Genomic DNA, 11,732 nt, shown 5'->3' on the forward strand with positions numbered 1-11,732 from the left:
GCCGCCGCCGCACCCGCGCGGCGGCGGCCGGAGACACTCAGCCTCACACCAGGGGCACGCCGTGTCCGTGAACCTGGCATATTCTCCAGCCGGGCCTCCACGGGGACAGCCACAAACTTGCTGCTCTGTGGCATGTCAACTGTGGCGGCAGGTTGCCACTCTCACCAGATCGATGTCACCGCCGCCCCGATCGTTCCGCCGGCGAACGCTGTCATCGCGGCCGGCACCGGACGAAGCCGACCACCCGTCCACTCCTGGCCGCTGCAGGGCGCACCGGCAGCCTTCCGGGGACTCGTGCGCCGAACTCTCCAACCAGTACGCGCCTGACAACTCGGCCAGTACTACGGCCGGTTCGGATTGCTCTCCCGCTCGCTCCACACCCGCACAACGCGCCCCGGCTGCGTCAGCAACGGCGAGTGACGCCACACGTCATCGCGATTGATCATCCGCGACGCAGCGATGCCCCTGAACACCGAGAAGCGAATCGCGCTCCGAGCTCCACAGCCACTCCCTGGAGAACCATGTCCTTCATAGACATCCCCGATGTGTTCATCGGGTCCACCGACGACGGGCATACCTTCGCCGTCCTCAACCGCCGTATTCCAGACGCCGACCGTCTGCTGACCGAAGCCGGGTTCACCGCCCGCCGGCATCTCGGACACACGCTCTATCTGCTCCCACCGGGAACAGCCCAGGACGCGCACGAGCGAGCCGGCACCGCGATGTACGGACTCCTCGCGCACACCCTCGATCTCGTCGACCTCTCCTGGACGACGCGCTGGATGCCGGATGGCCCGCTGCCCGCCCCGCAGCTTCAGGTCCAGTTCACCGCCGACACGGTGACGGCGACAGCCGGATCCGACGCAGCCCGCTCCCTGCTGGAGCAGCACGGCTTCGCCCTCGCGGCCGACGGCTCCTCCTACCAACCGCCGGCCCGGCTGGAGAAAGACAGCCTGCTCGGCGTCGTCACCCGTATAGAGACCCACGCGTACGCCGACGGCCTCAGCGTACGGATCGGCCTCAACATCCCCACACCGGAGGCCATCCCGGCCCCGCCCCGCCGAGCCGCACCTGCCGCCCAGAGCGGACCGGCCGCACCTGCGACACGTCGGCACTCCCGCTGATCCCCGCCACCCGATGGGAAATACCACGCCCTCCGACACCCCGACCGCGCATGACCTCGCCCAAGCCCTCGCCGATCAGATCCGCCCCGGTGCCGCTCCCCGTGACGTGACCGTCCACTTCGGCGTCCGCCGACTAGCGGCAGCCCAGTACGACCACCGCTCGCGAGGTGGACCCGTGACGACCTACGCCCAGGCCCTACACGCCGCTCTCTACGGCCTCCCCACCCGCGACGAGCCGCCGCCCGCCTTCAGTCACCGGCCCACCAAGGACACCCCGCCCGGCCTGCGCGCCACTCACGGCCGGAGCGCCACCGCTCCCGTGGCCTCCCCGGCTTCACCGGCCGCACGCCACCGCTGACCTACGGCGACAGCCCACCCGCGCGAAAGGCCCCCCTCTGGCCATCGACGACTCCCTCCACAGCCTCCTCACCCAACCCCGCTGCGCGCTGGGCGTGTTCGTTCCCGCCGGACTCCACCCGCCCCACGTCGAACGCCGTCATCTCGACCAAATCGCGCAGGCAGGCGCCTGCCTGTTCGAGGTCGGCCTCGCCCACCATGACGCCCACCTCGACGGATCCGTCATCCAGGCCGCCTACCGCCGCGCCCTGCGACGCGGGAACGTCCTCGACCACACCCTCCGCACGGTCGAGCACACCGCCAGCCTGCGGCCGACCGTCGTCATGACCTACTGGGAACCCGTCAGCCAGCATCCCGAACACCTGGCCGCCTGTTCGCCGAGGCCGGTGCCGCCGGCGTGATGGTCGTCGATCTGCCCGACCACCAGACAGCCCGGTGGCAGGCCGCAGCGAAGGACGCGAACCTCCACACCCCGCGCCTGATCCCCCGCCACCGTGCTGACACCGACCTCGCCCAGGTGACCGCCGGGGCGTCGGGATGGCTCTACGCGCCCGCGAGCACGGCGCCCACCGGCTACCACGGCCCGCTCGACATCCCGGCGCTCGCCACCTTCACCGGGCGCCTGCGCGCCGCGAGCCCCCTGCCCGTCGTCTCGGGCGTGGGGATCTCCACCCCAGCCCTCGCAGCCCGCGTCGCCCCGCTAGTGGACGCCGTCGTCATCGGCACCCCCCTCGTCCGCGCCCTGGCCACCGATCCCGGCCAGGCCCCCGCACTGACTGCCGCGTTCGCCCAGGCCCTGACGCCGAACACCACCACGGAGACCCGTGCCTGACCGCTTCCCCCCAGCCGAGACCCTCGACCGGATCACAGCTGACGCCCTCGCCCTGCACCGGACTCTGCGCACCCCCGCCGCCGACCACACAGCAACGCTGACCGCGCGGATCACCGACGCACACGAACTCGCGGGCAGCGCACGGCGGTTGTTCCTCGACCTCGCCGAGCACACGCCGCAGCACTCGTCCGCTGATCTGCTGCTCCTCGAACGAGTCGCGCAGATCGCCAAGGCCGCCCAGGACGCGGGCGCCGAACTGACCGCGGCCATCGCCCGCGCCGTGGAGAACCGGCGCCGCGCAGCCGACGCCACGTCAGGACGGGTCGTCCTCATCGGTCCATCACCACAGCAGTTCATCGAGTCGGCCACCGACCTCCTCGACCACATCCCCGCCCTCTATCGCGCCATTCACCGAGACCGCCTGATCCCGCAGCCGCGCTGTGGGCGGCCCCCATTCCCCACACCCAGGACAGACTATTTCAGATGAACCTCAATTCCGTGCCCTTTCCCTGGGTGCGGGAGTTCAATCCAGCACCCTCCTCGCCCTCTCGGCCGAGGGCATTCTCCCAAGGGTCGACTACGCGATTTTCGCCGACACCGGCTGGGAACCCGAAGCGGTCTACACCCAGCTTGACCGCATGGAACGGGAGATAGCCAAGCCCGCCGGAATCCCGGTACTACGCGTATCGGCCGGAAACATTCGCAGCGACGCCCTGAACCCGGATCACCGGTTCGCATCCATGCCCCTCCACATCCTCAACCAGGACGGGCGCCCCGGGACGACCCGAAGACAGTGCACCGGCGAATATAAGGTGAAACCGATAAAGCAGAAGGTGCGCGAACTGCTCGGATACCCCTACCCCTCACGCATCCCCAAGGGAGTATTCGTCGAGCAGTGGGTGGGAATCTCCACCGATGAGTTCCACCGCGCCAAGGACGCCGACGTCAAGTACATGCGCAACAGACATCCCCTCCTGGACCTCAACTGGAGCAGGGCCGACTGTGTCCGCTACCTGACGTCACTCGGGCTTGCCGATACACCCAAATCGAGTTGCCTTGGATGCCCGTTCCACGGAAATGCGCAGTGGCGCCATATCAGGGACACCTCTCCGTCCGAGTGGGCGGACGTCGTCGAATTCGACGACGCCATCCGGCAGGGCAATGCCCGTGCCAACGCAGCGGGCAACCGACTGCTCGGCGAGGCATTCCTGCACCGCTCCCGCGTCCCCCTGAGCCAGGCCCCGATCGACCACGTCACCGCCGCCGAACGAGCCGCCCTGCCCACCGGCGCGGACGAGGCCGACGAGTTGGAGACCGGCGTCGCAGACGGCTGCTCGCCCTGGGCGTGCCGCGGGGACGCCGACGCTCTGACGCAGGACGACTTCGGGCTGGCCACGTGATACTCGACCTCTTCGCGGGGCCGGGCGGCTGGAGCAGGGCCCTGCATGTCCTCGGCGTGCGCGACATCGGCCTGGAGTGGGACAAGTGGGCGTGCAAGACCCGTGCGGCTGATGGCCAGTTGACCCTTCGCACCGACGTGGCGATGTATCCGACCTGGCCCTTCGTCGGCCGCACCCACGGCGTGATCGCCTCGCCTCCGTGCCAGGCGTGGAGCATGGCCGGCAAACGTCTCGGCCTGCTCGACCAGCCGCTGGTGCACGCGGCAGTCGAGGACCTCGCTGCCGGCCGTGACACCCGCGAACGTCTCCTAGCCGCCTGCCGCGACGAGCGCTCCCTGCTCGCGGCCGAGCCCATGCGCTACCTGTACGCCCTGAACACAGTCGGCGAGCCCGACTGGGTCGCCATGGAAGAAGTGCCGGACGTGCTGCCGCTGTGGAAGCAGTACGCGGCCATCCTCCGGTCCTGGGGCTTCTCCGTCTGGTACGGGATCCTCAACGCCGCCGACTTCGGCGTCCCGCAGACGCGCAGGCGGGCGATCCTCCTCGCCTCCCGGGTCCGTACAGCGCAGCCTCCCACCCCCACGCACGCTCAAGTCGCCGAGCCGGAATCGCTGTTCGGGCCGGGCCGCGACCGCTGGGTGAGCATGGCCGAGGCCCTGGGATGGGGCGCGACTGACCGCCCCGTCCCCACCGTCTGCGCCGGCGGCGGACCGGGCGGCGGGCCCGAACCCTTCCCCTCAGGCTCCCGGAAGACGCTGTCCGACGCCCGGGCGCGCGGGACCTGGTTGCCCCGCCCGGACGGAGTAGTCCCATCGTCCCGCCGCGAAGGAGCTGGACGGGCGGCCCGGCACCGCACCCGCGAGAACCGCGATGCCAGAGCCCCGGCGCCGACGTTCACCGCCGAGGCCCATCGCTGGGCCTGGTCGCTGCGCAGCAACAACCAGGTCAACGCCACCATCCGGTCCATCCATGAACCGGCGGGCACGCTCTTCTTCGGACACCGCGCGAACGAGTGCACCTGGGTCGCCGACCCGGCCTCGGCGCCCACGCAATCCACAGACTCACCGGCCGTGCCGGAGCCGATCCGGATCACCGCCCGCGAGGCGGGCATCCTGCAGACGTTCCCCGCCGACTATCCCTGGGCCGGCAACAAGGGCCAGGTCTTTGGCCAGATCGGCAACGCCGTGCCCCCGCTGCTGGCCGGCCACCTCCTCGCCCCGCACCTCGGCGTCGCCCTCGACCCCGACGACTTCACCCTCGCCGCCTGATGTCCCGCACTCCCGAACCCGACAAAGACCACCTCGATGCGATTGCGCCGCCGCAGCCGGTGTTCCACGTCGAGCAGGCCCTCCTCGGGGCCCTCCTCCTCGATCCGCACCGTCTCGGCGACGTGACCGGTATCGCCGCCGACTCCTTCTCCACCGCCGTGCACACCGCCCTGTACGCCGCGATCAGTACCCTTCCGCCGCCCGACCCCGCCGAGCACGCGAAGAACACCAAATGGCTCGACCAAGTGCTCTCCACGGGACGTGGGCAAGCGCGCGGACTGACCGCCTCATACCTGCATACCCTCATCCAGGTCTGTCCCTGGCCTCGGCACGCACCGGCCTACGCACGCATGGTGGAGGCCGAACATGCCCGCCGCCGCTTACAGAGGGCCGCCGAACACCTCGTCCAGACCGTCCACGACGCCTCCCTCCCGTACCCCGTCCAGACGGTGCTCACGGAGGCCGAAACCCTCGGCGCCCTCGTGGACGACATCGCAAGCCGCTTCCCCCCGCGTGCCGGAGTGCTGCCCCGCACCGCGGCCCCGCCACCGCCCGTCACGCCCGACCGCAAGGAGGCGGTCGAGGAGGAGCAGTGGCTACTCGCGACCGCCACCGCCCACCCTGCCGACATCGACTCGGTCCGGTGGCTGCTCCCCGACGACCTGACCCTGCCCCTGCACGCCGGCCTGTGGCACTGCCTGACCGCCCTCGCGCGGCGCCGCGAGGGCGTGGACCCCGTCACCGTGCTGTGGGAGGCCCAACAGCGTGGCCTCCTAGACGCCGGAAGCGAACCCGGCGACGTGCTCTGCCTGCTGGCCGAACCGACCGGCTCCCTGGAGTACTGGGGCGAGCGCACCCTGCAGCGCTCCCTTCTGGCCACCGCCGATCAGGCTGGCCGACGCATCGAGGCGTACGCCGCCGACCCGGCCAACACCCCCTTCCAGCTCGTCGTCGGCGCCCGCCGCGCCCTCGCCGACATCGCCGCCGTCCGCACCCGCTGGCAGCACGCCACCAAACCGGTCCCCACCCAACCTCAACGACCCGCGCCCCCCGCCCGCGCTGGCCCGCCGACCACCACGGCCGCGCACACCGCCCGCGCCACGCGAGCCACCCGATAGCCACCGGCAGAAGAGACGACATCCCCCACGTGAATCCCGAAATCGACGCCCACGTCCGCCTCGACACCCACCCCACGCATCCCAGCGCCGTGCAGGCCGTCCTGACCGGCAGCCAGGCCCGCGTCGCTCTCATGGCTCTGGAGGCTGCCGACTGGAACGTTGCCGCCACCAACGTCCTGGTCCTGGCCCGAATCGATCATGAGGAGCCCTACTGGGCCGAGGACGCCGCCAAACAGCTGATCGCCGAGGGCATCGCCGTCGAGATCACCCCTCAACTCCGGGAGGCCATGGACGAGGAATGGACCTGGGCCAACTACCCGATGCCCTGGTGCAGCCGCAACGAGATCCGCGAGGTCTCCAACCAAGCGCAGAAGATCCACGACGACATCCGCCACGGCCAGCTCCTCATCCACGCCCACGCCCACGACGGCCACACCACCGTCGCGGTCGGCACCTACCTCGGCCCAGGCGGCAAGTCCGTCTACCTGCACGGCGAGGACCACCTGCGCCAGGTCGCCGACACCTTCGACTCCCCCGCCCAAGCCCTGCTCGCCTTCGAAAAGGTCCACGCGGCCGAGATGCGCCCCGGTCCGGCGCCCCTGACCGACACCGAACACGCCGCCATCGAAGCCCCCTCCGTCTTCGACGTGACCGCGGCCAAGTCCGAACCCTCCCGCCCGGGGCCGGAGACCGTCCCCCTCTACCTAGCCGATGCCGGCGACCACGACGCCCTCCTGGACACCTTCCTCGACGCGCACCGCGAGTTCGAGCGGTGGCGGACCTGGTCGGACGAGACGACCCACGCCATCCACGAGTCCCAGACCCTGCGCATCGAGCGCGTCCACGAAACCCCGGCCCACGAGACCGCATGGACGGTGGCCGCCTACGAGACCCCCGTCTCCGAGCGTATGTGGGTCCTCACCGCGACCGGCGCCACCCCCGCCCCGGTGCTGGAGGAGCTGCTGAACCACCTCGCCGACGGCGAAGGCTGGGACACCACCATCGGTGCCCCGGTGGACGAGAAGACGGTCACAGCGGCCACACGGCCGCTGTCCGACGCCGACTGGAAGCACACCGTGGACGGGCGCTGGATCCGCTGGACCTCCCCCGCCGGGGACGCGGGCGTCCGCTTCGACGCCTTCACCGCCCAGCACCACCCGAGCCAGAACCTGGCCACCTGGACCATTTGGGCCGGCCCCGACCGGGACCGGCCCACCTGGACCGTCACCGCGTCCCCGCACACCCCGAGTTCACTGCTGGCCGACCTCTCCGAGACCCTCGCCCACGACACCGGACTGCGCCGCCCCCAGACCGCGGGCACCGGACACAAGACGAGTCTCTTCACCAGCCCGGCGGCCATCCCGGCGGTCGAGGCCAACGCGGCTGCCAGCCGTTCACGCTGATCATCGGCACGCAAGAGCGAGGGAACATAGCGCGGGATCGCCGGTTAGCCAAACTGGCGATCCCGCGCATCATTGATAGTCCACCGCCACGCCCCACCCGCACGTCGAAAGGCATCACCCCACGACCACAGAGCAGCCACGAAGCGGCCATGGCCAAGAGGCCGGCAGGCGATCACGCCGCCGCGTAGCTCGCCCGGAACAGATCCTGCGCCCGCTCCACGTCCCTCGGCGTACGAAGCTGCACCTCCAGATCACCCGTCCCATGGTGACCGAGACCCGACACGTCCCGGGTGAAACCCGGTACCAGGTCGACGTTCCTCGGGTCGACCTTGAGGTAGACCAGCAGCTTGCTGCGCTGCGGCGGGCACAGGCAGGCGAAGTTCCGCAGCCGCTGATACGCCCGGTACTGCTTGCGCTCCACGCGGTTCACGCCGTCCCCGAGCCCGAGCAGGACCTCGTCGACCGCGCCCGCCAGTTCCACCATCGCCGCACCCTGGACGTCAGCCGCCGCCCTGGCAACCGCTTTGCGGCGCGTCCGGCGGGCCACCTGCATGCCGCTGCTCACGGACGCCACGGTCTCCAGGCCGAGCAGGTCGCTGCCGAAGAACCGGTAGCGGACCAGGTCGATCGAGCGCCGATGCTCGCGCACGGCGTGTATGTCGAAGCGCGTGAAGTCACCGGCGATGCAAATCAGGCGCGGCCCGCTCCACAGAACCTGGCACGCGGCCGTCGCTCCGATCCGGTCGCGGACCAAGCGCTCGAACTCGGCCCGGTGGTCCATCAGCCACGCCAGGTAGAACAGGCCCTGGTGGATGACGCCGACATCGACGCCCCGCTTGTACTCGACGATGACCGGCGATCCGTTCTCGTCCAGGCCGAGCGAGTCGATCCGGCCCCCGTGGACCGGTCCGGTGCTGTACTCGCTCGCCAGAAACCGGACGCCCAACAGCGCCTCCATATGCGCCTCGACGAGGCCCTGCACATCCGCCTCGACGTCAGCAAGACGCGGCATGACCTCGGTCATGCCGCTATTCGTCGATTCCATGCGGAACAGCTTCAGGCCCGACACCTCCCCCTCTTCTACTGAGAGAGCAACAACGCCGAGCCGGTGCTGGATATTTCCAGCCAGGCTGTCCGAGTCCCCGAAGCCGCCCCGATCTCGGGCAGGAGCTGCCGCACTCCGGAGGTTCGGCTAGCGAATCTGGGCACCGAGTTCCTGGCGCGCGAGCACACCCAGGTGGCCCGAAGGCCAGTTTGAACAGGGCAGAAGACAGCCTGACGCACCATCAGAACGAGCGTCAGGACGCCTCTCGGAGCGTCATTTGAGCGTCAAAAATGTGCCCGTAACGCACATAGCGCACATGACGCACGCTGGGGGAAAGCGCAGGTCAGGCACTCTTTGCGGCAGGCTCAAGGATCGCGACGCACTCCACGTGGTGGGTCATCGGAAACACGTCACGATCGATGGAGCGAGCCGCGCAGATGCCCGGGCAGGGTCTGGATCTACGGCACAAGCACGTCGCGGACCCCCTCGGCGGTGTGCCCGCCGGGCAAATGCCCGAGTATCACGTAGCAGGTGGGGGGGCTCGACCAGGGTCACGATCGCGCTCTCGCTTCGAGGGACGACGATCAGATCACCTCCCCAGCGGCCGGGAACCGCCCGGCCTCCACCTCGGCAGGACGCTCGGAGATCATCACCATCTCGTCGACGAATCGGCGGGCGCCTCGCCCCCCAGGGCTTCATTACCTCCGCTGATTGCCGAAGCATGAACAGGCCACTAGTTCGATTTCAGCAGTGATTGTCAGTGCCGTGTTTTAGCTTGAACTCAGCGCGCCAGAGATGAAGTTGGGGGGCGATAGCTGGTGATTTTTGAAGAGCCGTCGGCAGTCTACGAAAGCATCACCTCGCGGATGCGAGCCCTAACAGTGGTCCATCCACTCTTGGCCTTGGACAACAGCAAGGCCAAGAAGGAACGCGGGTGGGACCGGTACCGCATGGCTGAACTGGCCCTGGCCGCGATCGACTTCGTGACACTACGCACGGACATGCGAACGGCCGTGCGACAGGAGACGGTCGTGGAACACGTTGCTGAGTACGCGGCACTGCAGTTGCCGGGCCAGGGCGGGGAGGAGTACCGGGCGGTCGCACGCTGGGTGACCGAGCGCCTGATCAACACCGAAGAACGCGACCGCACCTTCCGTCACGATGTCGGATATGTGACGGACAACGGGTTCGAGACCCGCGAGACATCTTTCCAGATTCTCAAGGAAGTCCCCGATCACGTGGGGCAGGCCGCGCTCATCACCACGGACGCGGCGATCACCGTGCTGGTACATGCGATCGATGTCGATATCGCCTCAGAACAGATCGCCGCCGAAGCCAAACTGGAGGCTCTGCTTAAGCGTTCTCGGATCAGCGAGGCGTGGCAGATCGCCCACAGTGCACGAATCCAGAGCATCCGGTACGCCAAGGACATCCACGGACGCATCGAAGCCATGAAGCGCAATGTGCGGGCTGTGGACTGGGACACGGAAGTCAGGGACACGGTCGATCAGGCTCTGGAGCACGTGCGCAGCCGGTCCGCGGCCGAGACGATGCTCAAGGAGCGGGTCAACCAGCTGCTGGAAGCCACCGCCGATGAACGCAAGCGCAGGCAGCTGGAAGATCTGGAGGCGCTCATTCACGAGTGCTGGCAACGTCATGCGGTACTTATCGACATGCTGATGAAGGTCGGCCCGGAATTCCGGCGTCAGCAAGACCGTCAGGTGTTCGTCGCTCCGGCGATCCACACGCGTGTACACCTGCACGAACAGCTCCTGCAACCAGCCTTGGGCCTCTCTCTCAGCTCGTGCCTGGCCCCTTTGGAGGCGTTCACTCTCGCTGTCCTGGGGCCCGTGCGACCTCGGGTGATGTTCCTGCCCGACTTCCTTGAAGGGCTCACCAAGGCCACCGACGACGTCGGCGAGGAACTGGTGCCGGTTCAAGACGAGCACGACTGGTCACAGATCGAGGACCCTTCCGCCTTCAACGACGAACAACACCACGCGGTGGACTCGATGCTGTCAGCGGTCACCGCGCAGGGGGTGCGGCTCTCGACCCTGTTGGCTGCGACCCGCCAGCCCGGCCCGTGGACGGGGCCGAACTCCGGCACCGATGAGCTGCTCACGCTGCGCGTTCAGCAACTGTTCCGGCTCATTCCGGTGCGCCAGCTGGCTGCCGGTGAGACTGCCGTGGTGGCCGTCGACGACGGCGCAGACCTGGATGACGACCACTTTGGCGGTACTGACTTCCTCCTGGTCCGCACCGGGGGTGCCGATATGGCGCCGGAACCGTCGGCGAACGCGCCCCTGTCCGCCTTCCCCGCCCCACGTCACCCTGACGCCCGCCAGCTTGGCCAGGAGAGTGCATGAACCACCACGAGGATGCAGCCGAGGCAGCCCGGATGGTCGCCTTTGCCATGGCCCGCCGCAAAGCGCCCGCCCGCTCTGGTGACTACGCCCGGCTCGTCCAACGCTTCGATACCGAACCGGACTTCGCGCAGCTGGTACGGAAGGTCGCCCAGGGCTTCGAGCTGACAGTGCTGGAAGTGCACCCCTTGACAGGACTGGTCCTTGGCACCACCCCGGAGACCGACTTCGCGGTATCTGTCTCTGACCTCGTCCCGCAGACCGCCGATCGTCCCCTGTACCTGCTGGCCCAGCTGACCATCGCTGCCATGGCCTTTCCCCGTCCCGAAGACCTCGACGATGACGAGCACATCGGCCGGATCTCCGTCAAACAGGTCGATGAAGAGGTCCGGATCCTGTCCTCGGCCATCGAACGCCATCTTGCCCAGAGCGATGAGGACATTGATCCGCCCAGTGATCAGCCGGGGCTGGAGGGGCTGTGGCGGGTTTACTTGCGCCGCAGCGCCACGGGTAAAACACAAGCAGATAGGGCCCCGCGGTCCTCGACGCGAGCCCTGGTGAAGAAAGCGTTCACTCATCTGGAGAGTCACGGCTTCGTACGCAAGCTCAGCGACGAAGACGCCGGCACCTACGTCACCAACGTCAAGTACCGGCTACAGGTCCGTGACCAGGCCGCACGCGAGATGCTGGAGGAACTAGCTGTGCTGGGCGTCGCAGCCCTTCCCTCCGGCGGTTCAGCCGACCACGCCGCCCCGCCGTCCCCGGACGACCATCTTTCGTCGGCCGCCGCCACGCCGACAGCGGACCTGTTCAGCTGAACGC

At 68.8% G+C, this 11,732-nt stretch carries 12 protein-coding genes and 1 pseudogene; 11 read left to right on the forward strand and 2 right to left on the reverse strand.

Annotated features, from left to right (window positions below):
- Positions 1-521: 521 nt before the first annotated feature.
- The 9 genes from ACFQ7F_RS13925 to ACFQ7F_RS13965 all read left to right on the forward strand — a co-directional run bounded on the left by ACFQ7F_RS13925 (position 522) and on the right by ACFQ7F_RS13965 (position 7,502).
- Positions 522-1,124, forward strand: coding sequence for a hypothetical protein (locus tag ACFQ7F_RS13925; RefSeq protein ID WP_383270109.1), 603 nt, complete (start codon positions 522-524; stop codon positions 1,122-1,124).
- A gap of 13 nt (positions 1,125-1,137) precedes the next feature.
- Positions 1,138-1,482 carry a hypothetical protein gene (locus tag ACFQ7F_RS13930; protein ID WP_383270111.1) on the forward strand — a complete coding sequence of 115 codons (345 nt, stop codon included), beginning with the start codon at positions 1,138-1,140 and terminating at the stop codon, positions 1,480-1,482.
- A gap of 94 nt (positions 1,483-1,576) precedes the next feature.
- Complete coding sequence (locus ACFQ7F_RS13935) at positions 1,577-1,882, forward strand: tryptophan synthase subunit alpha (protein WP_383270112.1); 306 nt, start codon at positions 1,577-1,579, stop codon at positions 1,880-1,882.
- Entirely contained in the window at positions 1,882-2,313 is a 432-nt protein-coding gene (locus ACFQ7F_RS13940) for a tryptophan synthase subunit alpha (protein ID WP_383270197.1), read from the forward strand. The genes ACFQ7F_RS13935 and ACFQ7F_RS13940 overlap by 1 nt, the downstream gene beginning before the upstream one ends.
- Positions 2,306-2,800 carry a hypothetical protein gene (locus ACFQ7F_RS13945; RefSeq protein ID WP_383270114.1) on the forward strand — a complete coding sequence of 165 codons (495 nt, stop codon included), beginning with the start codon at positions 2,306-2,308 and terminating at the stop codon, positions 2,798-2,800. The genes ACFQ7F_RS13940 and ACFQ7F_RS13945 overlap by 8 nt, the downstream gene beginning before the upstream one ends.
- A gap of 151 nt (positions 2,801-2,951) precedes the next feature.
- Positions 2,952-3,713, forward strand: coding sequence for a hypothetical protein (locus tag ACFQ7F_RS13950; RefSeq protein ID WP_383270115.1), 762 nt, complete (start codon positions 2,952-2,954; stop codon positions 3,711-3,713).
- Positions 3,710-4,981, forward strand: a complete 1,272-nt coding sequence (locus ACFQ7F_RS13955; protein ID WP_383270117.1) for a DNA cytosine methyltransferase — start codon at positions 3,710-3,712, stop codon at positions 4,979-4,981. The genes ACFQ7F_RS13950 and ACFQ7F_RS13955 overlap by 4 nt, the downstream gene beginning before the upstream one ends.
- The gene (locus ACFQ7F_RS13960; RefSeq protein ID WP_383270118.1) at positions 4,981-6,099 is read left to right on the forward strand and encodes a DnaB-like helicase N-terminal domain-containing protein; all 1,119 of its coding nucleotides are present in this window, start codon (positions 4,981-4,983) and stop codon (positions 6,097-6,099) included. The genes ACFQ7F_RS13955 and ACFQ7F_RS13960 overlap by 1 nt, the downstream gene beginning before the upstream one ends.
- A gap of 29 nt (positions 6,100-6,128) precedes the next feature.
- Positions 6,129-7,502: a DUF317 domain-containing protein gene (locus tag ACFQ7F_RS13965; protein WP_383270119.1), complete on the forward strand. Its 1,374-nt coding sequence runs from the start codon at positions 6,129-6,131 to the stop codon at positions 7,500-7,502.
- 172 nt (positions 7,503-7,674) lie between these two features.
- Here the strand turns inward: ACFQ7F_RS13965 and ACFQ7F_RS13970 are convergent, their stop codons facing one another.
- Both ACFQ7F_RS13970 and ACFQ7F_RS13975 read right to left on the reverse strand, forming a co-directional pair.
- A complete protein-coding gene (locus ACFQ7F_RS13970; RefSeq protein ID WP_383270121.1) occupies positions 7,675-8,571 on the reverse strand; it encodes a DUF5655 domain-containing protein in 897 nt (298 codons plus the stop codon).
- Positions 8,572-9,008: 437 nt separating this feature from the next.
- A pseudogene (locus tag ACFQ7F_RS13975) lies at positions 9,009-9,221 on the reverse strand (IS30 family transposase); the annotation flags it as partial.
- A 228-nt stretch (positions 9,222-9,449) separates the two neighbouring features.
- Between ACFQ7F_RS13975 and ACFQ7F_RS13980 the strand changes: the two are divergent.
- Both ACFQ7F_RS13980 and ACFQ7F_RS13985 read left to right on the forward strand, forming a co-directional pair.
- A complete protein-coding gene (locus ACFQ7F_RS13980; protein WP_383270122.1) occupies positions 9,450-10,913 on the forward strand; it encodes a hypothetical protein in 1,464 nt (487 codons plus the stop codon).
- A complete protein-coding gene (locus ACFQ7F_RS13985; protein WP_383270124.1) occupies positions 10,910-11,728 on the forward strand; it encodes a hypothetical protein in 819 nt (272 codons plus the stop codon). The genes ACFQ7F_RS13980 and ACFQ7F_RS13985 overlap by 4 nt, the downstream gene beginning before the upstream one ends.
- Positions 11,729-11,732 lie beyond the last annotated feature (4 nt).

Source organism: Streptomyces sp. NPDC056486, from assembly GCF_042795295.1.
GTDB lineage: Bacteria > Actinomycetota > Actinomycetes > Streptomycetales > Streptomycetaceae > Streptomyces.

Coding starts and splice junctions, on each gene's coding strand:
- ACFQ7F_RS13960 (WP_383270118.1), top strand. CDS start 4,981: ATGTCCCGCACTCCCGAACCCGACAAAGACCACCTCGATGCGATTGCG.
- ACFQ7F_RS13930 (WP_383270111.1), top strand. CDS start 1,138: ATGGGAAATACCACGCCCTCCGACACCCCGACCGCGCATGACCTCGCC.
- ACFQ7F_RS13940 (WP_383270197.1), top strand. CDS start 1,882: ATGGTCGTCGATCTGCCCGACCACCAGACAGCCCGGTGGCAGGCCGCA.
- ACFQ7F_RS13985 (WP_383270124.1), top strand. CDS start 10,910: ATGAACCACCACGAGGATGCAGCCGAGGCAGCCCGGATGGTCGCCTTT.
- ACFQ7F_RS13950 (WP_383270115.1), top strand. CDS start 2,952: ATGGAACGGGAGATAGCCAAGCCCGCCGGAATCCCGGTACTACGCGTA.
- ACFQ7F_RS13925 (WP_383270109.1), top strand. CDS start 522: ATGTCCTTCATAGACATCCCCGATGTGTTCATCGGGTCCACCGACGAC.